Below are 25,349 nucleotides of genomic sequence, written 5' to 3' on the forward strand. Positions count from 1 at the left end.
CCCTTCGGGCCACCTTCTCCCCGGTGGGTAGAAGGGGAGGTGCGGCAGCGACCCATTCTTGCCGCTGCCGTTGTGATGGAGGAAAGCAGCGCGGCATGTCCCTTCTCCCCTGGGGGAGAAGATGCCGGCAGGCAGATGAGGGGGCCACACGGCAACACGCCTGCCGGATCCCCCAATCCATCAACTTCCGCTGTGGAAACCACGCTCGGGCATTGCCTTGCCGCTTTTCGCCGCTATGGTCCCGCAACTTTCGTCGACATAGGAAATCCCATGGCCGCTGATCTCCGTTTCCTCGCCGCCCGCATCTCGGCCGAAATCAATGCACGGCCCGACCAGGCCAAGGCCGCCATCGAGCTGCTCGACGAAGGCGCCACCGTGCCCTTCATCGCCCGCTACCGCAAGGAAGTGACGGGCGGGCTCGATGACACCCAGCTGCGCAACCTCGCCGAGCGGCTGGTCTATCTGCGCGAACTTGAAGCCCGGCGCGACGCGATCGTCGAATCGATCACCGGCCAGGGCAAGATGACCGACGAGCTGATGGCGAAGGTCGCAGGCGCCGAAACCAAGGCCGAGCTCGAGGATCTCTATCTGCCCTACAAGCCGAAGCGCCGCACCCGCGCCGAGATCGCCCGCGAACGCGGCCTCGGGCCGCTCGCCGAGGCGATCCTGGCCGATCGCGGCCGCGAACCGGCGGCGCTCGCCGAAGGCTTCGTCACGGCTGATGTGCCCGACGTGAAGACGGCGCTGGAAGGCGCGCGCGATATCATCGCCGAAGCCTTTGCCGAAAATGCCGATCTGCTCGGCAAATTGCGCGCCCATCTGCGCCAGGCTGCGCTGCTGAAGGCCAGGGTCGTCGACGGCAAGCAGGCGGCCGGCGAGAAGTTCTCCGACTATTTCGATCATTCCGAGCGCTGGGCGACGGCGCCCGGCCACCGCGCGCTCGCCATGCTGCGCGGCTGGAACGAGGAGGTGCTGACGCTGACGATCGAGGCCGATGCCGAGATCGCTTCGCCGAACAAGCCGGTCGAACGCATGATCGCGGCGGCCTATGAGATCGGTGCAAGCCGTCCCGGCGACCGCTGGCTGATGGAGGTCGCCAGCTGGACCTGGCGCGTCAAGCTTTCCATGTCGCTGTCGCTCGACTTGATGCGCGAGCTGCGCGAAAGGGCCGAAGAGGAGGCGATCCATGTCTTCGCCCGCAACCTCAAGGACCTGCTATTGGCTGCCCCCGCCGGTTCGCGCGCGACGATGGGTCTCGATCCCGGCATCCGCACCGGCGTCAAGGTCGCCGTCGTCGACGGCACCGGCAAGGTGGTTGCGACCTCGACCGTCTATCCCTTCCAGCCGCGCAACGACGTGCGCGGCGCCCAGATCGAACTCGCCTCACTGATCCGCAAGCACAATGTCGAGCTGATCTCGATCGGCAACGGCACCGGCAGCCGCGAAACGGAAAAGCTGGTGGCCGACATGCTGGCCGAACTGCCAGCGCCGAAGCCGACCAAGGTCATCGTCTCGGAAGCGGGCGCCTCGGTCTATTCCGCCTCGGCGACCGGCGCGGCGGAGTTTCCCGATCTCGACGTGTCGCTGCGCGGTGCCGTCTCCATCGCGCGCCGCCTGCAGGATCCGCTCGCCGAGCTCGTCAAGATCGAACCGAAGTCGATCGGCGTCGGCCAGTATCAGCACGATGTCGACCAGCAGAAGCTGTCGCGTTCGCTCGATGCGGTCGTCGAAGACGCGGTGAACGCCGTCGGCGTCGATTTGAACACCGCGTCCGCGCCGCTGCTCTCCCGCGTCTCCGGCCTCGGGCCCTCGATCGCCGAGGCCATCGTCCGCCATCGCGACAGCGAGGGCCGTTTCGAGACGCGGCGCGATCTGCTGAAGGTCGCAAGACTCGGCGGCCGCACCTTCGAGCAATGCGCCGGCTTCTTGCGCATTCCGAACGGCAAGGAGCCGCTCGATGCCTCCTCGGTCCACCCCGAAGCCTACGGCGTCGCCAAGAAGATCGTCGCTGCCTGCGGCCGCGATCTGCGGGCGCTGATGGGCGACAGTGCCGTCTTGAAATCGGTCGATCCGCGTCAGTTCATCGACGAGAAATTCGGCCTGCCGACGGTGAAAGACATCCTCTCGGAACTGGAAAAGCCCGGCCGCGACCCGCGTCCGAGCTTCAAGACTGCGACCTTCGCCGAGGGTGTCAACGAGATTTCCGACCTGACGCCCGGCATGGTGCTCGAAGGCACCGTCACCAATGTCGCCGCCTTCGGCGCCTTCGTCGATATCGGCGTGCATCAGGACGGTCTGGTGCATGTGTCGCAGCTTGCCGATCGTTTCGTCAAAGATCCACACGAGGTCGTCAAGGCGGGCGATGTCGTCAAGGTGCGGGTCGTGGAAGTCGATGCCAAGCGCAAGCGCATCGGCCTCTCCATGCGACGCGACGACGGTTCTTCGGCGTCTCAGCCGCGGGGTGATTCTCGCGCAAGTCAGGGCGGCCGGCCGCAGACCGAGCGCCGGCCTGCAGCTCCGAAACCGGAGAGTCAGGGGGCTTTCGGCGCGGCACTCGCCGAAGCCATGAAGAGAAAATAAGGGTTTAGCCGGTATTCTGGCAAAAATGCCACAGTTTGGCAGCGTTCTGCGCGGACTGCTAAATCCGGCGCTTGTAAGGCGAGGGAGAGTTATTAAGTTGATGTGACCATCCTGTCACATTTGCGAGGCGTCCATGGCGTCGGCTTTCTTATCGATCGTCCAGCAAATCATCCGCAAGGGTTCGTTGAAACTTACCCTTGCCAATGGCGAGACCCACATGATCGGCGACGGCACCGGAGACATGGTGGCCGCCCGCCTTGCCGATCAGGAGGCCGAGGACGCCATCCGCAGCGATCCGACCCTGAAACTCGGGGAAATGTACATGCAGGGCCGGTTCATTCTCGAACAGGGCAACATCTACGATTTCCTGTCGCTGGTGAAGCAGAACACCACCAACGAGATCTTCGATTTCAAGATGGCGGCGCTGCTCGTCGGCCGCATTGCCTGGCAGCAGCTGAAGAGCCGTGTGCCGGTCAATCGCAACAAGCACAATGTCGCCCACCATTACGACCTGTCGGCCAAGCTCTTCGATCTTTTCCTCGACGAGGACTGGCAATATTCCTGCGCCTATTTCGAGCCGCCGGGCATCGGACTCGACGAGGCGCAGCTTGCCAAGAAACGCCACATCGCCGCGAAGCTTCTGCTTCAGCCCAACCAGCGGATCCTGGAGATCGGCTCCGGCTGGGGCGGCATGGGCATGTATCTGACGGAGGCGACGGAAGGCGCCGAGTTCACCGGCATTACGCTGAGCGAAGAGCAGCTGAAGGTCTCCCGCGCCCGCGCCGAAAAACGCGGTCTGTCCGATCGCGTGCGTTTCGAGCTGCAGGACTATCGCAGCATGAACGGCCGGAAATTCGACCGCATCGTCTCGGTCGGCATGTTCGAACATGTCGGCATCGGCAATTACGGCAACTTCTTCCGCAAGGTGGCGGACCTGCTCGACCACAACGGCGTCATGGTGCTGCATTCGATCGGCCGCCCGAAACCGAGCTTCGCCACCAACGCCTTCATCGAGAAATATATCTTCCCCGGCGGCTATATCCCCTCGGTCGGCGAGGTGGTGGCGCCGCTCGAAAAGGCGGGGTTGCTGGTCAGGGATGTCGAAATCCTGCCGATGCACTATGCCTATACGCTGCGTCATTGGCGCGAGCGTTTCGTAGCGCGCAGGGCCGAAGCGGTGGCGCTCTACGACGAGCAGTTCTTCCGCATGTGGGAATTCTATCTCGCCGGTTCCGAAATGGGCTTCCGCTGGGACGAGCTGTTCATCCTGCAGATCCAGATCGCCAAGAACCAGTTCGCCGTTCCCGACAACCGCAACTACATCGCGGAGAATGAAGCCAAGCTGAAGGAATTCGAGGCGCGGCGCCCGCCGCTGGAAAAGGTGACCTTCTGAGCGACAGCGGTCGGACCTATGAGAGGACATGCCGATGAGCAGCGCGTTTCCCGAGATCTACCTCGTCCGCCACGGCGAGACCGAATGGAGCCGGTCGGGGCGCCACACCGGACGCAGCGACATTCCGCTGACTGACGTGGGCGAGGCCGCCGCCCGCAAGCTTGCCGAGCGGCTGTCGGGCCTCTCCTTCGCTGCCGTCTGGTCAAGCCCCTCCGAGCGGGCCCGCAAGACCTGCGCGCTCGCCGGCTTCGGCTCGGGCGCGGTGATCCGTGAGGATCTCGCCGAGTGGGACTACGGCGCCTATGAAGGCATCACGACGAAGGAGATTCTGGGGAAGCGCCCCGGATGGCAGCTCTTTCGCGACGGCTGCCCAAATGGCGAAACGGCCGCCGATGTCGGCGCCCGTGCCGACGCCGTCGTCGAGGCGCTTCGCCAGGCGGGTGCTCCCGTCTTGATCTTCTCCAGTTCGCATTTCCTGCGCGTGCTTGCCGCCCGTTGGCTCGGCCTGCCGCCGCAGGGCGGCGCGCTTTTTTCCCTCGATACGACAAGCATCAGCGTGCTCGGTTACGAACACGATTTGGCCGAACCGGTCATTCGTGGGTGGAACCAGAGATAAAATTGCTGCGGGTGGGTTTGCGGTGACGTCTCTTCAGAACGATGTAATTATCGTTGGCACGCCTTTCATGGGCGCCCTTTGCGCGCCGTGGTTAACATTGGGGTAACAACATCGGGATAAGTCTAGCCACCGCCGCCCTCCGCGGCTTTGTTTTTGCGTTTTCTGGAGTGCGGACGTGTTTCATCGATCAGTCGTATCGATCTCCCTGGCTATTGCCTTTTCATCCCCGGCCTTGGCGCTCGCGCAGGAAAGCGGCCAGCATTTCTGGTCCGGCGACTGGTATCTGAGCGTCGGTGTCGCCGGCTTCTCCGCGCCGAAATTCGAGGGCTCGCGGCGTTACGAATTCCGGTTCAGCCCGCTGATTTCGGCCGGCCGGCAGGGTTCGGCTCCGCGCTTTTCCTCGCGCAACGACAATCCGTCCTTCGCCCTCATGGATAATGGTGCTTTCCGCGCCGGCATCGTCGGCAAATTCGTGCCTTCGCGCGACGAGGGCGACGGTCATGAGCTGAAGGGCATGAAGAAGGTCAAATGGGGCGCGGAAGCCGGCGGCTTCGTCGAAGTTTATCCGACCGATTTCCTGCGCGCCCGCGCCGAAGTTCGCCAGGGCATCCGCTCCCATGACGGGGTCGTTGCCGATCTCGCCGTCGATGCCTTCACCGATATCGCCCCCGACCTGCAATTGTCAGGCGGTCCACGCGCGACATTCGCCACCAGCGGCTATTACGACGCCTATTACGGCGTCAACGCCAAACAGTCGGCGGCGAGCGGGCTTGATCAATACAAGCCGTCGTCGGGCATCCAGTCCTATGGCGCCGGCGCGGCTCTGACATGGAAGGCGACGGAGAACCTGTCGGCCAGCTCTTTCCTCGAATACAAGCGACTGGCGGGTCCGGCGGCCGACAGCAGTCTCGTGCGGCAGCGCGGCTCGAAGAACCAGGTGCTCATCGGTGTCTCGGCGACTTACAGGTTCAATTTCTCGCTGCAGTGATTTAATGCATGTCGCCCGGAAGTGTACCGCGGTTCCGGGGCAACGACATGCATAGACTTAATGCATGTCGCCCGGAAGTGTACCGCGGTTCCGGGGCAACGACATGCGTAAACTTAACGCATGTCGCCCGGAGGTGTGCCGCGGTTCCGGGGTAACGACATGCATAAACAAAGAGCCAAAGCGCGTCATACGAACCAAATTTAATGCGACTCGCTTTTAGCGCCGTCGCGATCACTTCTTGACCGGATCGCCAGCCCGCCGCTAGATGAATGGCATGCAAGATACCGGCGAGTTCAACGATCGCGTCTCCGACGCACCTTCCGATAACTGGGTCTACCGGATCCTGCCGCCATGGCTCTGGCCTTATGCGCAGCTGGCACGCTGGGATCGCCCGATCGGCTGGGAGCTCTTGATGTGGCCGTGCTTCTGGTCGGCCACGCTCGCCTCCAATGCGGCGATCGGTCAAGGGCTCTATTCCGGCAGCCTGCTGGTGTCCCATCTTTTCCTCTATTTCATCGGCGCCGTCGCCATGCGCGGCGCCGGCTGCACCTATAACGATCTCGTCGATCACGAGATCGATATGGAAGTGGCGCGCACCCGCTCGCGTCCGCTGCCCTCCGGCCGCGTCACCCGCGCCCGCGCGAAGATCTTCATAGGCATTCAGGCGCTGGTCGGCCTTTTCGTGCTCTTGCAGTTCAACTGGTTCACCGTCTTTCTCGGCCTGCTCTCGCTCGGCATCGTGGCGCTTTATCCCTATGCCAAACGCTTCACCGACTGGCCGCAATTCTACCTCGGCCTTGCCTTTTCCTGGGGCGCGCTGATGGGCTGGGCCGGCATTCTGGGCGGCCTCTCCTTTGCCGCCATCCTGCTCTACGCCGCCTCCGTCGCCTGGACGATCGGTTACGACACGATCTATGCGCATCAGGACAAGGAGGATGACGAGCTGATCGGCGTGCGCTCCACCGCCCGCCTTTTCGGTGATCAGACGAGGCAGTGGCTGATCGGCCTTTATGGGCTGACGCTGGTGCTGATGTTTGCAGCCTTCGCGCTCGCCGGCGCCAATCTCATCGCCTTTCTGGCCTTGTTCGGCGCGGCCGGCATGTTCGCCTGGCAGATCGTCCGGCTTGATATCAACGATCCCGCCCAATGCCTGGCGCTCTTCAAGTCGAACAACCGCGTCGGCCTGACCATCTTCCTAGGCCTGTTCTTTTCGCTGCTCTTCGCCCTTCCGTGAGGGCAACGACGCGTGAAACGAAAAACCCGGCTCAAGCGCCGGGTTTCGAAATTTTCCGAGATCTTACCGCCGAAATGGCGCTGTCGCGATTTCGGTCAGTTGCGGGCGATGATTTCCTTGCCTTCGATCTTCATGGCGACGCCCAGCTGCCCGGTGGTGCGGCGCACGAGGAATCGCGGACGGCGATTGGCGAAGTAGGAATGACGGCGGCGCGGCTTGAGGTCACTGGTGCGCAGCGCCCCGATATGGTCTTCGAGCGGCCGCGCGACGCCATCGGCTTCGACCATCAGCATCGGAATGCGGAAGGCCTCCGACCAGCTGCGCCAGTCGGCGGCGATGTCGCTGAGATCATGGGCGACGAGCAGCGGAATGCAGAGTTCCGGATCCGCATGGTGAAGCTCGAGCGTGACGGTGACCTCGCCGTCGCCATGGTCGATGGCGCGGGCGGCGACACCCTTGAAGACGCGCCTCGGCAGGGCAATCGAGAGCGGCAGGCCGCTGGAGGGAAGGACTTTCCGCAGGACTGCGCCGCGTTCGTCTATCGTGATGCTGACGTCATCCGAACAATCATGGATGGCGTAGCTGACCTGCTGCGGGAAGCGGGACGGATCGAGACGCAGCGTCGTGTCGGCCCAAGCGGGCTTCAAAACGGGATTGTTCATTTCATTCTACCCTTGTCTTACCTGAGAGCCGGTTTGCGGTCTTCTCCTCGGGACTTTTCGTCCTCTATGGCCGACAATAGGCGGCCCCCCTTCCGTACAGCTTAAAAATTGCGGTTAAGAAAACTTTGCCTCCCCTGATGGTTATCAAAACCGAATCCGGCAGGGTTTCCGGAAGGTGAACGGCCCGCTGTCCTGAAATGGCGCAATCCAAAGGTAAGTCTCGGGTAAGTTTTGCGTGGCAAAATGTGCCTACCAGCAGTTCGTCGTTCTTTTAGAGATTTTGCCAAAAAGGGCGCTTTTCATGATCACGGCCTCCCTCGCGTACACGATCCTGTCGAAGGACATGACGTCGAGCCTCAACAAGGTTGCGGCGCAGGCGACGGTCAAGAAGGATGCCCAGTACTACGCCGACAACATCAACAAGGTCAAAGACGTCGACGACTTCCTCGGCGACTACAAGCTCTACAGCTACGCCATGAAGGCTTATAGCCTCGAGGACATGACCTATGCCAAGGCCTTCATGAAGAAGGTGCTCGAGAGCGATCTGACCGACCCGAACAGCTACGCCAACAAGCTCTCCGATACGCGCTACCGTGAATTCGCGGCCGCCTTCAATTTCAACGCGCCTGACAAGGACGTACAGACGGATGCCCAGGAGGACGATCTGATCGGCCTCTACAAGCAGTCCTTCGTCGATGCCGACAAGGCCGCGGCCGCCGAGAGCACCTATTACAGCAATAATATCGACAGCGTGCAGACCGTCGACGATCTGGTCAACAACACAAGGCTGCGCACCTATGTGCTGAAGACCTTCAAAATCGATCCCACCTATGCGTCGAAAGATTTTCTGCGGCAGGTGCTGACGAGCGATCTCAGCGACCCGACAAGCGTCGTCAACACGCAGGGCGGCGACAAGTACAAAGCGCTTGCCGCCCAGTTCAGCTTCAACGCCGACGGCACCGTCACCGGCACGGCCCAGACGGCGGCGCAGAAGGCCTCGGTCATCGAGACCTACACGCTGAATTCCCAATCCGTCATCATCGACAATGCGGTCGGTTCCGACGTTGTCTACGTCAGCAAGACGGCGGCCGACTACAACAAGGCCTATTATACCGCCAAGATCGGCACGATCACCAATGTCGACGATCTCGTCGCCGACGCCCGCCTGACCTCCTACATCAAGACCGCCTACAGCATGGGCGCCGACTTCACCGCGCCGGCGCTGCGCATGGTCCTGACCGATCCAAGCTATGCCCAGCTGATGGGCTTTACCAATGTCTATAACGCCTTCAACTTCAAGTCGGACGGTTCGACCTCGACCACGGCCCGCGCCCAGACGATCGACCAGGCGAACAAGCTGGCGTCGGCCGCCTCGAGCACCGCCAACTATTATAGCGTGACCTCGCAATCGAGCGGCATCACCAATGTCGACGACCTGCTCGGCGACAGCGTCATGGCGCGCTACATCAAGGATGCCTATGGCCTCGGCGTGAATTTCAGCAATGCCGAGCTGAAGAACATCCTGACCGACTCGGCCTATGCCGCCGCCCAGGGGCAGGCCGGCCTCAATGCCGACTTCAACTTCAATGCGGATGGGTCGATCAATGGTTCGGTGATTCAGACCGCCGCGCAACGCAAGTCGACGACCGACAAATCGGCGGCGAACGCGGCCCACTTCAACGCGATGATCGGCAATGTCACCAATGTCGATGACATCATGTCCGATCCCGTCGCGGTCAGCTATCTCAGAACCAGTATGCAGATCGCCGACAGCGTCTCCGACGCGACGCTGCGGACCTTCCTCGTCGATCCCGCGGCAGCCAGCGCCCAGGGCTATAGCGACGTTCACGATCTCTTCAATTTCAAGACGGATGGGTCGGTCGCAACGCTTTATGCCACGCAGACCGCCGCACAAAGCGCCAACACGTCAAGCAAGGCCGACAGTGCGGCCGTCTATTACCAGTCGACCATCGCCGGGATCTCGAACGTCGATCAGTTGCTGGCGGACCAGAAGCTCAACAACTTCGTGCGCAATGCCTACGGCATCCCGTCCACCGTCAGCGACGTCGATCTTCGCGCCATCCTGACCGATCAGAGCGGCACCGGCACCTATGCGGATGTCGCCGCCGCTTTCAATTTCAAGGCCGATGGATCGCTCGAGGATGGCTTGGCGGCGCAGACCTCGAGCCAGACCACGAACACGAAGATTGCCGCCGGAGCGCGCACCGACGATTATTCGTCCCGCATGGCGACGATCGCCAATGTCGACGAGCTCATCGCCGATCCCGCCATCACCAATTTCCTGAAGAGCACCTACGATCTGCCGTTCGACATCTCGGATGCCGAGCTGAAGAGCATCCTGACCGATGCGACGGCTGCCGCAGCCGCCGGCCATGCCGATCTCAACGCCGATTTCAATTTCGCCGCCGACGGATCGCTGCCGGCCGTCAGCTCGGTCCAGACCGCCGATCAGGCGCAGACCACCAATGACAACTACATGGCGCGCTATGACGACGAGCGCGACGAGGCGATCGAAGAGGTCGCCGACAATTACTCGAGCATGATGGCCGACAGCACCAGCCTGCTCGATACGGCCGAGATCAAGACCGTCAACGATTTCCTGCGCACCAATGCTTCGGCCGATTTCAAGAAGAGCAACGACAATCTGCCCGACCCCTATCACGTGGCGCTGCAGGCCTTCGGCCTGACGGACCAGGAAGTCCCGCGCTCGATGATGCGCAAGATCCTGACCAGCGATGCCTACGATCCGAACGGCTATATCGCCTCATTGAAGGACGAGCGCATCACCAACCTTGCCCGCGCCTTCAACTTCGGCCCCGACGGCAAGGCGGCAGCACCTCTGCAGGCGCTGCCCGACGCGACCCTGGCCAAATACGCCACCGATTACAAGGCGCATGTCACCATGCTGCTGAAGGCCGGCCCGGTGAAGGACAAGGCATCGAAGGATGCGACGACCGAGGTGGATTATTTCGCCAAGGGCATGGCCAAGGTACAGTCGCTCGACGATTTCCTCGATGACAGCCGCCTGACCGATCTGGTGCTGAAGGCGAACAACCTCGACCCGAAGGATTATGACAAGGCGACGCTGAAGAAGATCTTCACCTCCGATCCCGACGACAAGAAGAGCTACCTCAACACCAAGGCCGATGCGCGCTTCAAGGATATCGTCGCCGCCTTCAACTTCGACAAGGACGGCAATCTGACCCGCGCCAAGATCGGCGCCATCCAGAACAAGGCGGCCGAGGCGCATACGCAGGACCTCTTCATCAAGCAGACGTTGGAAACCCAGCAGGGCGAAAGCAACGACGGTGTGCGCCTGGCGCTCTATTTCAGCCGCAAGGCCCCGAGCATCACCTCGATCTATTCGATCCTCGGCGACAAGGCGCTCTATCAGGTCATCACCACAGCCTACAGCCTGCCAGCTCAGATATCGAGCATGGACGTCGCCAAGCAGGCCGATCTCATTAATCGTTTCGTCAAGCTCGAGGACCTCCAGGATCCGAAGAAGGTCGACAAGCTGCTGCGGCGCTTTACCGCGATGTACGACGTCCAGAACAGCACCCAGCAGTCACCGGCCCTGCAGATCCTGACCGGCGGCGGCACGCAGTCGTCCTGAGGTAATTCCGGCAAACCTTACGGATAAGACCCCTCCCCACAAGGGGGAAGGGCTTGAGTGCCGCGCTGTCCTACGCAAACCGCATCGTCGGAGGCAGCGGAATGGTAACAGCGTGCGAGACTTTGACTTTTGGCCGCCGATGCGGGCCGCAAGTTAGCCCCTCCCCCTTGTGGGGAGGGGCCTTCCCTCATGCTGATATCGCCGAACGGGCCGATGCTCGCCGACCTCACTCCTCGAGACTGACGACCTTTCCTGGGTTCATGATATTGGCGGGATCGAAGGCGCGCTTGATGCGGCGCATCAGCTCGATTTCGATCGCCGGGCGGATTGCCGCCAGTTCGTCGCGCTTCAGCTGGCCGATGCCGTGTTCGGCCGAGATCGAGCCGCCATGGGCGAGCACCAGCCCGTGGACGATATGGTTCATTTCGCGCCAGCGGGCGATGAAGGTGGCCTTGTCGGCGCCGATCGGCTGGGAAATATTGTAATGAATATTGCCGTCACCCATATGGCCGAAGGCGCAGATGCGGGCGCCCGGCATGGCCGCCATCACGGCTTTTTCCGCCTCGGCCATAAAATGCGGGATCTTCGATACCGGCACGGACACATCGTGCTTGATCGAACCGCCTTCCGGCTTCTGCGCATCCGACATGCTCTCGCGCATATGCCAGATCGCCTTCTGCTGGGCGACCGAGGCGGCGATCGCGGCGTCTTGCACCAGCCCGGCCTCGAAGCCCTGTTCCAGCACGCCATTCATCATCCGCTCCGCCGTCTCGGCCGAATCCGACGTCGAAATGTCGATCAGCACGTACCAGGGGTATGCCGCTTCCAGCGGATCGCGCACGCCGTCGATGTGGCGGGTGGTGATCTCGACGCCGAAGCGCGGCATCAGCTCGAAACCGGTGAGCGAGGTGCCGCACAGACTGGCGGCAAGGTTGAAGAGGGCAAGCGCATCCTCGACCGAATTGAGGCCGGCAAACGCCACCTGATGGCCGAGCGGCTGGGGAAACAGTTTCAGCACCGCCCCGGTGATGATGCCGAGCGTGCCTTCGGCGCCGATGAAGAGATCGCGCAGGTCATAACCGGTATTGTCCTTCTTCAGCCGGCGCAGGCCATCCCAGATCTCGCCGGTCGGCAGCACCACTTCGAGGCCGAGGCAGAGTTGGCGCATATTGCCATAGGCAAGCACGGCCGTGCCGCCGGCATTGGTGGAGAGATTGCCGCCGATGCGGCAGGAGCCCTCCGAGCCGAGCGACAGCGGAAAGAGCCGACCATGCGCCTCGGCCGCCTTCTGCACATCGGCCAGGATCGCGCCGCCATCGGCGACCAGCACGTTCGCCACCGGGTCGACGTCGCGGATCCTCGTCATGCGTTCGAGCGACAGGATGATATCGGCCTGGCCGGTGCGCGGCGTCTGGCCGCCGACGAGGCCGGTATTGCCGGTCTGCGGCACGATCGCCGTTTTAGTCTCGGTCGCAAGCTTCATGATCTTGGAGACTTCCTCGACCGAACCAGGCTTCAGCAGGAGAGGGGAAGAGCCATGATAGAGCCCGCGGTTTTCGATCAGATGCGGCGCCAGATCGGCCTCGCCGCGAAGTGCATATTTCTCGCCGACGATGGCGGCGAAACGGTCGAGAAGATCGGTGGAAATGCCGGCGCTGCTCATCAGGTCGATCCTCTATCGCTTCTATCAGGTCAGGCAGTCGCGCGGGGCGCGGCCGCCCTTTGTAGCCGGTCGTTGATGGCTTCGCCGAGTCCCTCGTCCGGGATGGGCGAAAAGGCGATGCTCGACACCCCGCTGGCATCGGCCCGCTTCATATAGTCGAAAAGATTGGCCGCCGCTTCCGCCAGGTCGCCGGCCGGGCTGAGATCGAGAACGATGCGTGCCGCGCGTGCGCCTTCGACCGACGCACCGCCGAAGGCGATCAGCGCTTCGCCGGGTTCCACCGCCGTCGCATTGAGGCGCACGCTGGCGCTCGGCGCATAATGCGAGGCGAGCATGCCAGGCGCCTCGATGGCCGCCGAAGCCTTTTTGGCGCGCAGCAGAGGCCGGCCGGCAATGCGTTCGATTTCGCGCGCCGCAAGCCCGCCGGGCCGAAGCAGCCTCACCCGGTCGCCCTGCACCTTGACGATGGTCGATTCGACGCCGACGGTGCTCGGGCCCGCATCGAGGATCAACGGGATCTTCGCGCCGAGATCGGCCTCGACATGGGCCGCACTGGTCGCGCTGATGGCGCCTGAGGTGTTGGCGCTCGGCGCTGCGAGCGGCCGTCCGAAGGCGCCGATCAGGGTGCCGGCGAAGCCCTTGGGCACGCGCACGCCGACGCTGTCGAGACCGGCGGTCGCCAGCGCGTGGATCGGGCTTGCGGGCTTCAGCGGCAGCACGAGCGTCAACGGACCGGGCCAGAAGGCTTCGGCGAGCGCCCGCGATACGGGGTCGAACTCGGCATGGTGTCCGGCCATCTCGAGATCGGCCATATGGCAGATCAGCGGGTTGAAGCGCGGCCGTCCCTTGGTCTCATAGATGCGGGTGATGGCGGCCGGATTGGTGGCGTCGGCCGCAAGGCCGTAGACGGTCTCCGTCGGCATGGCGATGGCAAAGCCATCGGAAAGAGCGGCACAGGCCGCTTCGAGCGCCGCCTGCCTGTCTGCCCTGATGTCAATGATGCGTGCCATATGCTGCCCGTCTCTGGTTCCGGCAGTCATTAGGCTTTCCGCCGCTTACGATCAATCGCCTTGTTCGCTCACAGTTGGCGGATGATTTCGCGCATCTGTTCGTTGCGGGCGCCGAGCAGCAGGATGTTTCGAATCGCCGCCTGCGGATCGTGGGTGCGAAAGAGCAGCCCATTGCCGCGCACCGACCGGTCAATCGTCATCTTTTCGGCGGATTCCTCGCCAGGCTTAATCGCGACGGCGAAATACATCCGGGAATAGCCGACATCGATCCGTTCGAAGAAGTTGTCGTTGTCGCCGATGTCGGAATAGAAGTTGGCGATGTAGAAGGCCCAGCTGACCTCTTCGTAGCGGGCGAATTTCGTGCGCGCCGCGGTGACGTGGCAATAACCGAGATGTGGGCTGTCCTGCAGCGTCCGATGGAAGATCATCTTCGGAAACTGAATCGAGTGGTGGAAGCCGTTGATGTGCTGATGCGTCTTCTCGCCGGCCGCCTGCAGCTTGCGGCCGGTCTTTTCGGCGACCTCGTCATGGGTGAGGTAGCGCCTTTCCTCGGCCAGCCAGTGGCGCCGGTCGCGGGGGATGCGGCCGGTGCGCAGGAATTCGGAATGCGCGGCAACCAGTTGCCGCTCCTGCGGCCGGATTACTTCTTTCGCGTCGAAATAGCGGAGTCTGGCCATGGTCTACATGCTTCGTCGGTCTGAGGTCGACAGCAGGATAAGATCGTATGCTTAACGCAGCATTAAGACGCGACCGGGGCATCGGGCGGAAGCCGGCGATGTCGTAAATGCGACAATAGCCGATACCGGAGAGCCGCTCTCTTTGCCGATCCGGTCTTTACGCAATGTCGCAATTGACGATAATTACCTGCAGAGTCGGACGATCTGGTCGACTGGCGGGGGCTCTTTGAAACCTCGGCGCATCCTGTCGTCAATTTCGAAGCCGATGTCGCATTACAACCAAGCGGCAGGAATGCCAGGTGATTAAATGGCGTCATGAACAATTCTCCCGCAGGAGAAGGAAGCAGGCGCGCTTCCATAGCCTTCCGCTGAAAGCGGCAGCCGGTGCACGAGGACATGAAGATGGATATTCGCAGCAACGTTTTACGTCAGCTCAAGAACCGCCGCGAGGGCTTCAGCCTCGAACAGCCGTTCTACACCGACGAGGATTATTTCAAGCTCGACATGGAGATGATCTACTATCGCGACTGGCTGTTCATGGGCCATGATTGCGAACTGCCGAAGCCGGGCGCCTATTTCACCGTCCAGATCGGCACGTATCCGGTCGTCATCGTCCGCGGCCGTGACAATGTCATCCGCGCCTTCCACAACAGCTGTCGCCATCGCGGCTCGCGCGTCTGCACGAAGGAGCATGGCTCTTCCGTGCGCCTCGTCTGCCCCTATCATCAGTGGACTTACGATCTCGACGGCAAGCTCGCCTTTGCCCGTCATATGGGCGACGATTTCGACAAAACCGGCTTCAACCTGAAGCCCGTCCACTGCGAGAGCGTCGCAGGCTATATTTTCATCTGCCTTGCCGACGTTGCCCCGGATTTCAAGCCGGTGCGCGACAAGATCGAGCCCTATATGGCGCCGCACCGGATCGGCGAGACCAAGGTCGCTTTCCAGAGCACGATCATCGAGAAGGGCAACTGGAAGCTCGTCTGGGAAAACAACCGCGAGTGCTACCACTGCGCCGCCAATCACCCGGAACTCTGCCGCACCTATCCCGAAGCCCCGAGCGTCACCGGCACGGACGGCGGCGCCGACGATCCGGAGATCGCCGGCCATTGGGCGCGCTGCGAGGCCGCCGGCCTGCCGAGCAAGTTCCAGATCTCGCCGGACGGCCAGTTCCGCACCGCCCGCATGCCGCTGATCGAGGACGCCGAAAGCTACACCATGTCGGGCAAGCCGGCGGTGCAGCGCCGGATCTCCGACGACATCTCGATCAATCGTATCGGCACGATGCTGCTCTTCCACTACCCGACGACGTGGAACCACCTGCTCGGCGACCACGCCATCTCCTTCCGGGTGCTGCCGCTCAGCGCCAACGAGACGGCGGTGACGACCAAGTGGCTCGTCCACAAGGACGCCGTCGAGGGCGTGGATTACAATCTCGAGGAACTGACGCACGTCTGGACCGAGACCAACGACCAGGACCGCCGCATCGTCGAGGAAAATGCCTTCGGCATCCACTCGCCCGCCTATGAGCCCGGCCCCTATTCCGCCTTGCACGAGGGCGGCGTCATGCAGTTCCTCGAATGGTATTCGAACTTCATGGTGAACCGCCTGCAGGGCGACCAGGCGAAAATTTCCGCCGTCGCTTGACCTCTGCCGGTTGAGCGTGTCAAGATCTACTCATCCAGAAGCTGCTGGTTCCGGCGGCTTTTGGAACCATTCTCGCTCGCAAACGTTGCAGGCCCAAGCGGTGATCGCTGTTGAATGGGAGAGAGAAATGATCGGGCTGAGAAACAGGATGGCAACCGCGGTGATGGCCGCTGCTATCGTTTTAACGAGTTTCGTGCCGTCGCAGGCAATACAGATGCCGGCCGCGCCGCAGGTTGAAAAATCCTCGGCTGTCGAGAATGTCCAGTACTATTACCGACGCGACTACTACCGGCCCGGCTATCGCCCCGGCGCCTATTATCGTCCCGGCTGGTATGGCGGCTATCGCGGTTATACCTACTACCGTCCCGGCTATCGCCGCTATAATGGCTACTGGTATCCGCTCGCCGCCTTCGGCGCCGGCGCGGTGATCGGCCGCGCCATCGTCGCTCCGCCGCGGCGCTACGTGGTGCCCGCGCGGCGCATGGGTTCGGCTCACGTTGCCTGGTGCGAAAACCGCTACCGCTCCTATCGGGCTTACGACAACACCTTCCAGCCTTATAACGGCCCGCGCCAGCAGTGCTATTCGCCTTATTGACAGGCGCAGAATGCTACCCCTGACCCTCTCCCCATAAAAACAGGGGGAGGGGACATGTCGAACTTGGGGAGCAGTAACGAGAGGGCGGTGGCATGAAGAAGCCCGTGAACCCCTTTAATCGTCGGCTGCGATACTCAGTGAACGACGGTGATCACCGAAATGCCTGCCTCCTTGGCAGCACGAATCAGCGCTTCTCTCGCGTCCTCAGCCGGGAGGTCCCCATGGATCGCATCGCGGCATGCCATAACAGCCGTAAGATATTCTTCGCCGTCGTCGAATGGCCAGCAAGCCGTCAGCATCTGGGCCGCCTCCCAAAGGCTCGCGATAAGCTTGTATTTTTCCGGCCCGTTCACAACGAGCATCAGCGGACTGAATTCTCCAGGTGTGTGCCACTTCATGACATCAGGCCTCCCCACGGTGAACATATTAGTAACCGTGCAAGAACCGTTCCGGGCGGGTAGTGGCATAAACCAGCTGATCACCTGGGCATCGAGCGCTTAGATTGCCTGCCACCGCCGAGTCAGAAATCAGATGGATGAAGCGTCGCAATGCTGACAGTGGCCGCGTCCCGCATGATGCGATAGGCGCAACGCCGCGCAATCCGCTGCGTCGGCGGCGAATTTGGCAAGAACGTTAACCCACCCTCCGCCATCCTCGGCCTTGAGCAGGCTTGACCCTGGGATCCACGGCCAGGCACTCTGCCGGAATGGCTCGCCGTGCCCCGAGCCTGAGCCTCATGCCAGCCCGGCGGTGCCGCTGTCGAACAGGGAATGGTCGTTGAGGACGTTGGCGGCCAGCATCGCGCCTTCCAGGGTGGCGATGACATGGACGGCGGCTTCCTTTGTCAGTCCGCCCTGCATCAGTCTTTCGATGCCGAGCAGGAAGAAGCGCTGCACCTCGGCCCTGACCTCCTCGGCGAGATCATGCGAGGTTGCGGCCATGGCGCCGCAGAGGCACATTCTGGCATCGCGATGCAGCGCCTCGCGGAAGGCCGCCCGCCAGGCGGTGATGATGTCGTCGCCCGAAGCCTGCCGCTGATCGACGGCTTGAAAAAAACGATCGGTGTAGCGCCGGGCGACGGCTGCGGCGAGCTTTTCCTTGGCCGGAAAATGGTAGTGCACCGAGGAGGCCTTGACCCCGACATCGGCGGCGACGTCGCGATAGCTGAAGCCGCTATAGCCCGCCCCGCGGATCCTCTCCTCGGCAGCATCCAGTATCGCCTCTGCTGTTTCACTCATGCGTTCGTCCTCTCTACCTAATGTTAGATAGGGGTTGCGCTTTGCCAAAGCAAGCTCTATGCATTCGTCATCTATCTAACGTTAGATAGACAAGCCAAAGGAAAACAGCAATGAGATTTGAAGGCAAAGTGGTCGCCATCACCGGCGGCGGTTCCGGCATCGGCCGGGAAGCGGCAGCCCGTTTCGTGGCGGAAGGCGCAAAGGTGGCGATCAACGGACGCAACCGGCAAAAGCTGGAGGCGGCGGCACGCGACATCGATCCGAGCGGCAATTCGGTCATCGTTTCATCAGGCGATATAGCCCGGCCGGAAACCGGCGCAGCACTCGTCGACGCCGCCGTTTCTCGCTTCGGCCGGCTCGACGTGCTCGTCAACAATGCCGGCGTCTTCAATCCGAAGCCGTTCCTCGAGCTGATGGAACAGGATTACGACTGGTACCTGGACACGATCCTGAAGGGCAAGTTCTTCACCGCCCAGGCGGCCGCCAAAGCAATGAAGGATAAGGGCGGCGCCATCGTCCAGACCGGCTCCATCTGGGCGATCCAGGCGATCGGCGCCACCCCGTCGGCGGCCTATTCGGCGGCCAATGCCGGCGTCCATGCCATGGTCCGCAACCTGGCGATCGAGCTGGCGCCCCACAAGATCCGCATCAATGCCGTGGCGCCGGCCGTCGTCGAAACGCCCGTCTACAACACCTTCCTCTCCGACGATCAGGTGAAGGAGGTTCTCCCGACGTTCAATTCCTTCCACCCGCTCGGCCGCAACGGCCAGCCGCGTGATGTCGCCGAGGCGATCCTGTTCCTCGCCTCAGAGCAGGCCTCCTGGATCACCGGCACCATCCTGCCGGTCGACGGCGGCGTCACCGCCGGCCGGCACTAGGAGAGCGACATGAGCCATATGCAGGACTGGAACGCCTATCGCGACACCCTCATCGGCCGGGTTGGCGACTTCGCCAAGCTGAGCCCCGACGTGCTGCGCGGCCTGAACATGATCGAAGGCAGCGGCGGCAAGACCGGTAAGCTCGCGCCGAAGATGCACGAGCTCATCGCCCTCGCCGTCGCGGTCACCACCCGCTGCGACGGCTGCATCGCCGTGCATGCCAAGAAGGCCGTCGAGCTCGGCGCGTCCGAGGGCGAAATCGCCGAGGCCCTCGGCGTGGCGATCGCACTCAACGCCGGCGCCGCGCTGACCTATACGGCGCGGGTGTTCGACGCCATTGAGGCTTTGCCGGGGCGGTGATGGCAATATCGACGGGCGCATGGGCGATGCCGGCCCGCCTGCCCGCCGTGCTCGGCTGTGGATCCCAGGGTCAAGCCCTGGGAGACGGAAGAGAGGTGGTGCCGGGACGCATAAGCCTCGTCGGCGCGATGAAGTGGTGCCGGGACAGGTCGCCTCCGCAGGCGCAATGGAGCGTCTGCAAAAGCGGCGCCTTTGAAGCTGCACCGGCGATGCGTGTGGCAACAAAGCCACCCCCACACTCCGTCATCCCAGGGCTTGACCCTGGGATCCACAGCCAAGCACGCGGTTTCAATTGTTTCCCTGTAGCCATCGCTCTTTCCGCAGTGCCAGCCGCATGGATCCCAGGGTCAAGGCAGGGCAAGCCCGAGGATGAAGGAGCGTGGGGTGAACTTCTGTGGCAAGTACCGCGACGTTTGATGGTATAGAAGCGACTGCGCCTCCCAACAGTCATCCTCGAACTCTCACCCTCAAAGAATATCCACCCGCCGCAGCAGCCACCAGGCGAAGACGATCGAGGCGATGATCAGGATCACGGCGTATTCCGTGCCGTAATCGCCGACGGCGAAGGGCAGGTTGGCGGTATTCATGCCGAAGAAACCCGTCACCAGCGTCGGCGGCAGCAGGAAGGCCGTCATGATTGACAGCAGGTAGAGATGGCGGTTGGTCTCGGAGGATTGTTTCGAATCGATTTCTTCGTGCAGCAGGCGCGCCCGGTCCTGCAAAGCGTAGACATCGTGGTCGACCGTTTCCAGCCGGCTCGTCAGCCGCCGCGCCACATCGTCGAAGCCGAAGGGCATTTCATCGTCATCGGCCGCCGCCGCGCGGCGCATCAGCGCCAGCACCGTGCGCAGATGCCGGTGCAGCCGGACCACGGTTCGCCGGACCGGCGCCAGCCGCCGGCGCTCGTCGCGCGGCGCATTGTCGTAGACGATATCCTCGATCTGGTTCAGCTCTTCGGTGAGTTCGATGACGATCGCAATCAGCGTCCGCTGGAACTCGATCACCAGCAGTTCGAAGAGATCGACCGGCCGCGAGAATTTGCCCGGGTTCTTCTCGATCAGCGTGCGTGCCCGCTCGACGCTGCGCAGCGGCTGCAGCCTTGTGGTGACGATGAAGCGGTCCGACATGGCGAAATGCAGCCAGCCGAGATTGTTGGTATCCTGGTCGAAATCGCGCTGGCAATCGACCAGCGTGCCGTAGAGCATCTGCTCGTCGACGGTCAGGGCCGCATGCGTGTCATGCGTCGTCAACGCCGATTTCGCGTCTTCCGTCAGTCCGTCGAGCGTCTCGAGTAGGGCCGGCACGCGGGCGTCGACGAGGTTGAGATGCAGCCAGTAGAAACAGTTGTCGGCGGTCAGATCCGCCACCGTCGCGGTGTTGGTCAGCCGCACCGCCGTCTTTTCATCCGGCGAGAAACGATAGGCCCAGACGAAACCGGGTATGTTGACGGGCAATGTATCCATGGGTCGCCGATCCTTTGCGAGGGCGATATATTGTCTTCAGTTCTCCATGCCGTCCATGGGCGCAACTGTGCAAGAAGAAAGCGCCATTTATCGCATCGTGGCCTATGAATCAAAATTGACGTTTACGTAAAAATCAACTAGCCCTTGCCGGTGAGGGCTTTGCATGAGGTGCAGGGCACCCCACGGAGGAGGAAGCATGTACAAGGCGCCCGTTGAGGAAATCGCGTTCACATTGAAGCATGTAGCCGGCATGGGCGAGGCGATGTCGAACGGTCTTTTCGGCGATCTCGGCGAGGATCTCGTCGACGCCATCCTGGCCGAGGCGGGACGTCTTGCCACAGAGGAAGTGGCGCCTCTGGCCGAAATCGGCGACCGCCAGGGCGCCCGTCTCATCGATGGCGAAGTCCGGCTGCCGGACGGCTGGCGTGATCTCTACCGCAACTGGATATCAGGCGGCTGGAACGGCCTGACGGCGCCGGAAGCTTTCGGCGGCCAGGCGCTGCCTGATATGCTGAATGTCGCGGCGCTGGAAATGTGGAATTCCGGATCCATGGCTTTTGCGCTCGCTCCGACGCTGACCATGGGCGCCATCGAGGCGGTCAGCGCGCATGGCAGCGCCGCGCTGAAAGACAAATATCTGGCAAAGATGGTGTCCGGCGAATGGACCGGCACCATGAACCTGACCGAGCCGCATGCCGGCTCGGATGTCGGCGCGCTGAAGGCCCGCGCCGAACGCCGGCCCGACGGCAGCTACCGCGTCTTCGGCCAGAAGATCTTCATCACCTGGGGCGAACACGACGCGGCCGACAACATCGTCCATCTGGTGCTGGCGCGGCTGCCGGATGCGCCGGCCGGCACACGCGGCATCTCGCTCTTTCTCGTGCCGAAATTCCTGGTGAATGACGACGGTTCGCTCGGACCCCGCAACGATCTCTTCTGCCATTCGCTGGAGCATAAGCTCGGCATCCACGGTTCGCCGACCTGCACGATGATCTATGGCGACGGCCGCTTCGGCGGCGAAAAGGGGGCAGTCGGCTGGCTGGTCGGCGAGGAGAACAAGGGGCTCGCCTGCATGTTCACGATGATGAACAATGCCCGTCTCGCCGTCGGCATGCAGGGCGTGGCGATCGCCGAGGCCGCCACCCAGAAGGCCCTTGCTTATGCCAGGGAGCGCACGCAGGGCAGGGCGCCAGATTCCACCGGGCCCGGCATGAGCCCGATCGTCGACCATCCCGATGTCGCCCGCATGCTTCTGACCATGAAGGCGCTGACGCAGGGCGCGCGCGCCATCGCCTATGCCTGCGCCCATGCGATCGACATGTCGCGCCGGGCAGGCGACGGCCGAGACTGGCAGGAGCGCGCCGCGCTGTTGACGCCGATCGCCAAGTCCTTTTCGACCGATGCCGGCGTCGATGTCGCCTCGCTCGGCATCCAGGTGCATGGCGGCATGGGTTTCATCGAGGAGACGGGCGCGGCGCGTTATCTGCGTGATGCCCGCATTGCGCCGATCTATGAGGGCACCAACGGCATCCAGGCGATTGACCTCGTCACCCGCAAGCTGCCGCTCTCCGGCGGCGATCAGGTCAAGGGTTTCATCGCCGAATTGAAGGCGATCGCCGAGGCTGTCGAGCGCTCCAATCTCGATGGTTTTGGCGAAACTGCCGCGAGACTCGCCGTCGCGATCGCCGATCTCGACGCGGCGACCGCCTGGCTTCTGGCAGTACTTGCCGATGACAGGGCCGCCGAGGCGCTTGCCGGCGCCACCCCCTATCAGCGACTGTTCGGCCTCGTGCTCACCGGCTGTTACCTCGCCAAGGGGGCTCTGGCCGAAAGCGGCGACGGCAAGGGTGAGGGCCGTATCGCGCTCTGCCGCTTCGCCGCTGAAAACCTGCTCGCCGAGACCGCGGCCTTGCGCGACCGGGTGGTCAACGGCGCGGCAAGCCTTGCCGCCGCCCGCATTCTGCTTGCCTGACGAGACCCCATAAGTTCCGAGGAGATCCAATGACCGATCACATCATCGTCGAGCAGCCTTCCGCCCATCCCGGCGTTCAGCTGATCCGCTTCAACCGGCCGGAAAAGAAGAACGCCTTCACACGGGCGATGTATCGCACCATGACCGATGCGCTCACCGCCGCTAATACGGACGCGAATGTCAAAGTGACGGTCTTTCTCGGCACCGAAGGCAGCTTTTCGGCCGGCAACGACATCGGCGATTTTCTTGCCACTGCCATGGGCGGCAGCATGGGAGACGAGCTGATCGATTTCCTCTACGCGCTCGCCAGATCCGAAAAGCCGCTGGTGTCAGGGGTCGACGGCCTGGCGATCGGCATCGGCACCACCCTCAACCTGCATTGCGACCTGACGATCGCCTCCGACCGCAGCCAGTTCCGCACGCCTTTCGTCGATCTGGCTTTGGTGCCGGAAGCGGCTTCCAGCCTGATCGCGCCGCGTGTGATGGGCCACCAGCGCGCCTTTGCCATGCTGGCCGCCGGCGAGGCCTTCAGCGCCGAGGAAGCCCGCGAGGCCGGCCTCATCTGGAAGGTAACGACACCGGGCGAGGTGGAGAATGCGACGATTGCCGCGGCTGCGAAACTCGCCGCCAAGCCACCGGAAGCCTTGAAGATCGCCCGCGATCTCATTTGCGGCTCCCGGGAAGAAGTCATCGCCCGCATCGACGTCGAGGCCCGTCATTTCGCCGCGCGCCTGAAAAGCGCCGAAGCCCGGGCGGCCTTCGAAGCCTTCATGCGCCGCTGAACGGCGCCCCGGCAGCAAACGGATACCGATTAGACCATCGGCACATTGAACACCTCACCGGCTCTGAGCGGCCGGAACCGGTCCGAGGCAATATCATGCTCTCGCATCGCCTCTTGCAACGCTCTCACCGGCGCGTCGACCGCTTCATTCGTCAGCTGGAACGTGGCGAAGTGGTGCCCGGCCACATAGGCCGCATTTGCCAGCTTCATCCCCATCACCGCCTCCTCAGGATTCTGGTGCTGCCCTTTCATGAACCATCGCGGCTCATAGGCGCCGAAGGGTAAAATCGCCAGGCGAAAACCGCCGTGTTTCCGCTGCGCCGCTTTGTAATTGATGCCGCGGTGAAAGCCCGTATCGCCGACGTGATAGATCTTGCCGGCTGGTGTCGACAAAACGAACGAGGCCCAGAGCGCCATTCGGCGATCGGCGCCGCCGCGAGCGGACCAGTGATGGGCCGGCTCCGCATCGATGCTTATGCCGGCGTGCGAGATGCGCTCGCCCCAGTCCATCGATGTCGTCTGTATGTCGGGCACGGCGCGGCGCATGATCGTGTCATTGCCGAGCGGCGTCACGATCCGCGGCCGATGCTTCGCATGCAACCGTTTCAGCGTTGCGATATCGAGATGGTCATAATGATTGTGCGAGACCAGCACGAGATCGATCGGCGGCAAATCATCGAAGGCGATGCCCGGTGGAACGACGCGTCTGGGGCCGGCAAAGGTGAAGGGGCTGACCCGCTCCGACCACACCGGATCGGTGAGAATATTGAGCCCGGCGACCTGCACCAGCAACGTTGCATGCCCGACCATGGTCACCCGCAGATCCCCGCCACCGACACGGGGGTCCGGCTTGGCGGCCGGATATGGGCTGGGGACCGACCGCGGCCATCGCTCACGGCCGCCGCCGAATTGCCATCGCAAGAGTTCGCGGAAACCAAGCGGCTCGATGCCTTCGGGATTGAAGAAAAGCGTGCCGTCGAAGTGATCGGACACCGGGCCCGCATAGTAGGGATTGCGTCTTTTGGTCTTGCGCATTGAGAATCGGTTTCCGTGGTCGAGGACAGGAAGTTTAAGCCTGTCGGCTTGAAATCGGAATCCGGTCCTCGATGAACGCGTTAGGCTGAGGCCGGAAACTCGTTGACCTTGCGCAGCAGGCTGTCGACCAGCCGCTCGGGGAGGTAGCGGCGAAGCGAGCGGACCTGGCGCGATTGCTTGCCGGCGGAATAGCGCAGCTTCGGCTTCTTCGCGGTTGCGGCTTTCACGACCATGTCGGCGACGACCTCGGGCGCATCGCCCGTTTCCACCCACTTGCGCATCAGCGCTTCGCTGCGGGCGCGTTCCGAAGCATAGACCGGAAGAGGTTGGTCTGCTCGCGTCAGATTTTCCTCGAAGGATGTTCTGGTGACGCCGGGTTGGACGAGAACAACACGAATGCCGAAGTTGCGCACTTCATGATCGAGCGATTCCGAATAACCCTCGAGCGCATGTTTGGTCGAGGCATAGAAGGCGTTATACGGAGCCGGGATGAGGCCGAGGATCGAGCTCATGTTGATGATCCGGCCGCTCTTTTGCTTCCTCATGACCGGCAGTACCGCATTGGCGACGCGCGCCACGCCGAAGACGTTGACGTCGAAAAGCCGCTGGGCCTGGGCGATCGAGGATTCTTCCGCACCACCGATGAGGCCGATGCCGGCATTATTGACGACGAGGTCGAGCCGGCCGGTTTGCCGGACGACCTCCGCAACAGCCGCCTGCACCGAGGCTTCCTCGGCCACGTCACAGATCAGCATCGTTATCCCGGGCCTGTCGGCGGCCGGTTTGCGGCTGGTCCCGAACACGCGGTAGCCGGCCTTCACCAGAGACTCCGCCGTCGCAAGGCCGATGCCTGAGGACGCACCGGTGACCAGTGCAACGCTTCTGTTTTTGTCGGTCATATCGTCAGCTTCCAAAAGAGT

Annotated in this window: 21 protein-coding genes; 12 read left to right on the plus strand and 9 right to left on the minus strand. The window is 62.6% G+C overall.

What is annotated here, in order from left to right:
• The first annotated feature begins 270 nt into the window (after positions 1-270).
• The 5 genes from AMK02_RS04600 to ubiA all read left to right on the plus strand — a co-directional run bounded on the left by AMK02_RS04600 (position 271) and on the right by ubiA (position 6,811).
• A complete protein-coding gene (locus tag AMK02_RS04600) occupies positions 271-2,580 on the plus strand; it encodes a Tex family protein (protein ID WP_064800869.1) in 2,310 nt (769 codons plus the stop codon).
• A 133-nt stretch (positions 2,581-2,713) separates the two neighbouring features.
• The gene (locus tag AMK02_RS04605) at positions 2,714-3,973 is read left to right on the plus strand and encodes an SAM-dependent methyltransferase (protein WP_064800870.1); all 1,260 of its coding nucleotides are present in this window, start codon (positions 2,714-2,716) and stop codon (positions 3,971-3,973) included.
• 34 nt (positions 3,974-4,007) lie between these two features.
• Positions 4,008-4,589, plus strand: a complete 582-nt coding sequence (locus tag AMK02_RS04610) for a histidine phosphatase family protein (RefSeq protein WP_064805922.1) — start codon at positions 4,008-4,010, stop codon at positions 4,587-4,589.
• A gap of 175 nt (positions 4,590-4,764) precedes the next feature.
• Complete coding sequence (locus AMK02_RS04615; protein WP_064800871.1) at positions 4,765-5,577, plus strand: MipA/OmpV family protein; 813 nt, start codon at positions 4,765-4,767, stop codon at positions 5,575-5,577.
• Positions 5,578-5,851: 274 nt separating this feature from the next.
• Positions 5,852-6,811 (plus strand): 4-hydroxybenzoate octaprenyltransferase, encoded by a 960-nt coding sequence (ubiA, locus tag AMK02_RS04620; RefSeq protein WP_064805924.1) that lies wholly within the window; start codon positions 5,852-5,854, stop codon positions 6,809-6,811.
• A 95-nt stretch (positions 6,812-6,906) separates the two neighbouring features.
• On the opposite strand, the gene AMK02_RS04625 is transcribed toward ubiA, so the two are convergent.
• On the minus strand, positions 6,907-7,473 hold the full coding sequence (locus AMK02_RS04625) for a DUF6101 family protein (RefSeq protein ID WP_064800872.1): 567 nt from the start codon (positions 7,471-7,473) through the stop codon (positions 6,907-6,909).
• Between the two features lie 301 nt (positions 7,474-7,774).
• Here AMK02_RS04625 and AMK02_RS04630 point away from each other — a divergent pair, with 301 nt between their 5' ends.
• The gene (locus tag AMK02_RS04630) at positions 7,775-11,110 is read left to right on the plus strand and encodes a DUF1217 domain-containing protein (RefSeq protein WP_064800873.1); all 3,336 of its coding nucleotides are present in this window, start codon (positions 7,775-7,777) and stop codon (positions 11,108-11,110) included.
• Between the two features lie 226 nt (positions 11,111-11,336).
• Here the strand turns inward: AMK02_RS04630 and AMK02_RS04635 are convergent, their stop codons facing one another.
• The 3 genes from AMK02_RS04635 to AMK02_RS04645 form a co-directional block, all read right to left on the minus strand.
• Positions 11,337-12,773 (minus strand): FAD-binding oxidoreductase, encoded by a 1,437-nt coding sequence (locus tag AMK02_RS04635; RefSeq protein WP_064800874.1) that lies wholly within the window; start codon positions 12,771-12,773, stop codon positions 11,337-11,339.
• A gap of 29 nt (positions 12,774-12,802) precedes the next feature.
• Entirely contained in the window at positions 12,803-13,783 is a 981-nt protein-coding gene (locus AMK02_RS04640; protein WP_064800875.1) for an L-threonylcarbamoyladenylate synthase, read from the minus strand.
• A 68-nt stretch (positions 13,784-13,851) separates the two neighbouring features.
• Positions 13,852-14,460 carry a DUF6656 family protein gene (locus AMK02_RS04645; protein WP_064800876.1) on the minus strand — a complete coding sequence of 203 codons (609 nt, stop codon included), beginning with the start codon at positions 14,458-14,460 and terminating at the stop codon, positions 13,852-13,854.
• A gap of 402 nt (positions 14,461-14,862) precedes the next feature.
• Here AMK02_RS04645 and AMK02_RS04650 point away from each other — a divergent pair, with 402 nt between their 5' ends.
• Positions 14,863-16,107, plus strand: a complete 1,245-nt coding sequence (locus AMK02_RS04650; RefSeq protein WP_064805926.1) for an aromatic ring-hydroxylating oxygenase subunit alpha — start codon at positions 14,863-14,865, stop codon at positions 16,105-16,107.
• A 127-nt stretch (positions 16,108-16,234) separates the two neighbouring features.
• Positions 16,235-16,702, plus strand: a complete 468-nt coding sequence (locus AMK02_RS04655; RefSeq protein ID WP_064800877.1) for a BA14K family protein — start codon at positions 16,235-16,237, stop codon at positions 16,700-16,702.
• Positions 16,703-16,836: 134 nt separating this feature from the next.
• Here AMK02_RS04655 and AMK02_RS04660 read toward each other — a convergent pair whose 3' ends face one another.
• Together AMK02_RS04660 and AMK02_RS04665 are read right to left on the minus strand one after the other, a co-directional pair.
• On the minus strand, positions 16,837-17,100 hold the full coding sequence (locus AMK02_RS04660; protein ID WP_064805928.1) for a DUF982 domain-containing protein: 264 nt from the start codon (positions 17,098-17,100) through the stop codon (positions 16,837-16,839).
• Positions 17,101-17,436: 336 nt separating this feature from the next.
• Positions 17,437-17,940: a TetR/AcrR family transcriptional regulator gene (locus tag AMK02_RS04665; protein ID WP_064800878.1), complete on the minus strand. Its 504-nt coding sequence runs from the start codon at positions 17,938-17,940 to the stop codon at positions 17,437-17,439.
• A gap of 110 nt (positions 17,941-18,050) precedes the next feature.
• Here AMK02_RS04665 and AMK02_RS04670 point away from each other — a divergent pair, with 110 nt between their 5' ends.
• Complete coding sequence (locus tag AMK02_RS04670) at positions 18,051-18,818, plus strand: SDR family NAD(P)-dependent oxidoreductase (RefSeq protein ID WP_064800879.1); 768 nt, start codon at positions 18,051-18,053, stop codon at positions 18,816-18,818.
• Between the two features lie 18 nt (positions 18,819-18,836).
• Positions 18,837-19,178 carry a carboxymuconolactone decarboxylase family protein gene (locus AMK02_RS04675; protein WP_064805929.1) on the plus strand — a complete coding sequence of 114 codons (342 nt, stop codon included), beginning with the start codon at positions 18,837-18,839 and terminating at the stop codon, positions 19,176-19,178.
• 467 nt (positions 19,179-19,645) lie between these two features.
• Here AMK02_RS04675 and AMK02_RS04680 read toward each other — a convergent pair whose 3' ends face one another.
• Positions 19,646-20,641 carry a transporter gene (locus AMK02_RS04680; protein WP_064800880.1) on the minus strand — a complete coding sequence of 332 codons (996 nt, stop codon included), beginning with the start codon at positions 20,639-20,641 and terminating at the stop codon, positions 19,646-19,648.
• 196 nt (positions 20,642-20,837) lie between these two features.
• Between AMK02_RS04680 and AMK02_RS04685 the strand changes: the two genes are divergently transcribed.
• Entirely contained in the window at positions 20,838-22,613 is a 1,776-nt protein-coding gene (locus AMK02_RS04685) for an acyl-CoA dehydrogenase (RefSeq protein WP_064800881.1), read from the plus strand.
• A gap of 29 nt (positions 22,614-22,642) precedes the next feature.
• The gene (locus AMK02_RS04690; RefSeq protein ID WP_064800882.1) at positions 22,643-23,395 is read left to right on the plus strand and encodes a crotonase/enoyl-CoA hydratase family protein; all 753 of its coding nucleotides are present in this window, start codon (positions 22,643-22,645) and stop codon (positions 23,393-23,395) included.
• A 29-nt stretch (positions 23,396-23,424) separates the two neighbouring features.
• Here the strand turns inward: AMK02_RS04690 and AMK02_RS04695 are convergent, their stop codons facing one another.
• Together AMK02_RS04695 and AMK02_RS04700 are read right to left on the minus strand one after the other, a co-directional pair.
• Complete coding sequence (locus AMK02_RS04695; RefSeq protein WP_064800883.1) at positions 23,425-24,429, minus strand: MBL fold metallo-hydrolase; 1,005 nt, start codon at positions 24,427-24,429, stop codon at positions 23,425-23,427.
• A gap of 80 nt (positions 24,430-24,509) precedes the next feature.
• Entirely contained in the window at positions 24,510-25,328 is an 819-nt protein-coding gene (locus tag AMK02_RS04700) for an oxidoreductase (protein ID WP_064800884.1), read from the minus strand.
• Between the last annotated feature and the right edge of the window lie 21 nt (positions 25,329-25,349).

Source organism: Rhizobium sp. N731, assembly GCF_001664145.1.
Lineage (GTDB): Bacteria > Pseudomonadota > Alphaproteobacteria > Rhizobiales > Rhizobiaceae > Rhizobium > Rhizobium esperanzae.

Bases quoted from the DNA above. Each gene is read 5' to 3' on its own strand.
- ubiA (WP_064805924.1), top strand. From the start codon at position 5,852: ATGCAAGATACCGGCGAGTTCAACGATCGCGTCTCCGACGCACCTTCC.
- AMK02_RS04655 (WP_064800877.1), top strand. From the start codon at position 16,235: ATGATCGGGCTGAGAAACAGGATGGCAACCGCGGTGATGGCCGCTGCT.
- AMK02_RS04695 (WP_064800883.1), bottom strand. From the start codon at position 24,429: ATGCGCAAGACCAAAAGACGCAATCCCTACTATGCGGGCCCGGTGTCC.
- AMK02_RS04680 (WP_064800880.1), bottom strand. From the start codon at position 20,641: ATGGATACATTGCCCGTCAACATACCCGGTTTCGTCTGGGCCTATCGT.
- AMK02_RS04685 (WP_064800881.1), top strand. From the start codon at position 20,838: ATGTACAAGGCGCCCGTTGAGGAAATCGCGTTCACATTGAAGCATGTA.
- AMK02_RS04640 (WP_064800875.1), bottom strand. From the start codon at position 13,783: ATGGCACGCATCATTGACATCAGGGCAGACAGGCAGGCGGCGCTCGAA.
- AMK02_RS04610 (WP_064805922.1), top strand. From the start codon at position 4,008: ATGAGCAGCGCGTTTCCCGAGATCTACCTCGTCCGCCACGGCGAGACC.
- AMK02_RS04675 (WP_064805929.1), top strand. From the start codon at position 18,837: ATGCAGGACTGGAACGCCTATCGCGACACCCTCATCGGCCGGGTTGGC.
- AMK02_RS04645 (WP_064800876.1), bottom strand. From the start codon at position 14,460: ATGGCCAGACTCCGCTATTTCGACGCGAAAGAAGTAATCCGGCCGCAG.
- AMK02_RS04625 (WP_064800872.1), bottom strand. From the start codon at position 7,473: ATGAACAATCCCGTTTTGAAGCCCGCTTGGGCCGACACGACGCTGCGT.
- AMK02_RS04660 (WP_064805928.1), bottom strand. From the start codon at position 17,100: ATGAAGTGGCACACACCTGGAGAATTCAGTCCGCTGATGCTCGTTGTG.
- AMK02_RS04690 (WP_064800882.1), top strand. From the start codon at position 22,643: ATGACCGATCACATCATCGTCGAGCAGCCTTCCGCCCATCCCGGCGTT.
- AMK02_RS04700 (WP_064800884.1), bottom strand. From the start codon at position 25,328: ATGACCGACAAAAACAGAAGCGTTGCACTGGTCACCGGTGCGTCCTCA.
- AMK02_RS04635 (WP_064800874.1), bottom strand. From the start codon at position 12,773: ATGAGCAGCGCCGGCATTTCCACCGATCTTCTCGACCGTTTCGCCGCC.
- AMK02_RS04630 (WP_064800873.1), top strand. From the start codon at position 7,775: ATGATCACGGCCTCCCTCGCGTACACGATCCTGTCGAAGGACATGACG.
- AMK02_RS04670 (WP_064800879.1), top strand. From the start codon at position 18,051: ATGAGATTTGAAGGCAAAGTGGTCGCCATCACCGGCGGCGGTTCCGGC.
- AMK02_RS04600 (WP_064800869.1), top strand. From the start codon at position 271: ATGGCCGCTGATCTCCGTTTCCTCGCCGCCCGCATCTCGGCCGAAATC.
- AMK02_RS04665 (WP_064800878.1), bottom strand. From the start codon at position 17,940: ATGAGTGAAACAGCAGAGGCGATACTGGATGCTGCCGAGGAGAGGATC.
- AMK02_RS04650 (WP_064805926.1), top strand. From the start codon at position 14,863: ATGGATATTCGCAGCAACGTTTTACGTCAGCTCAAGAACCGCCGCGAG.
- AMK02_RS04605 (WP_064800870.1), top strand. From the start codon at position 2,714: ATGGCGTCGGCTTTCTTATCGATCGTCCAGCAAATCATCCGCAAGGGT.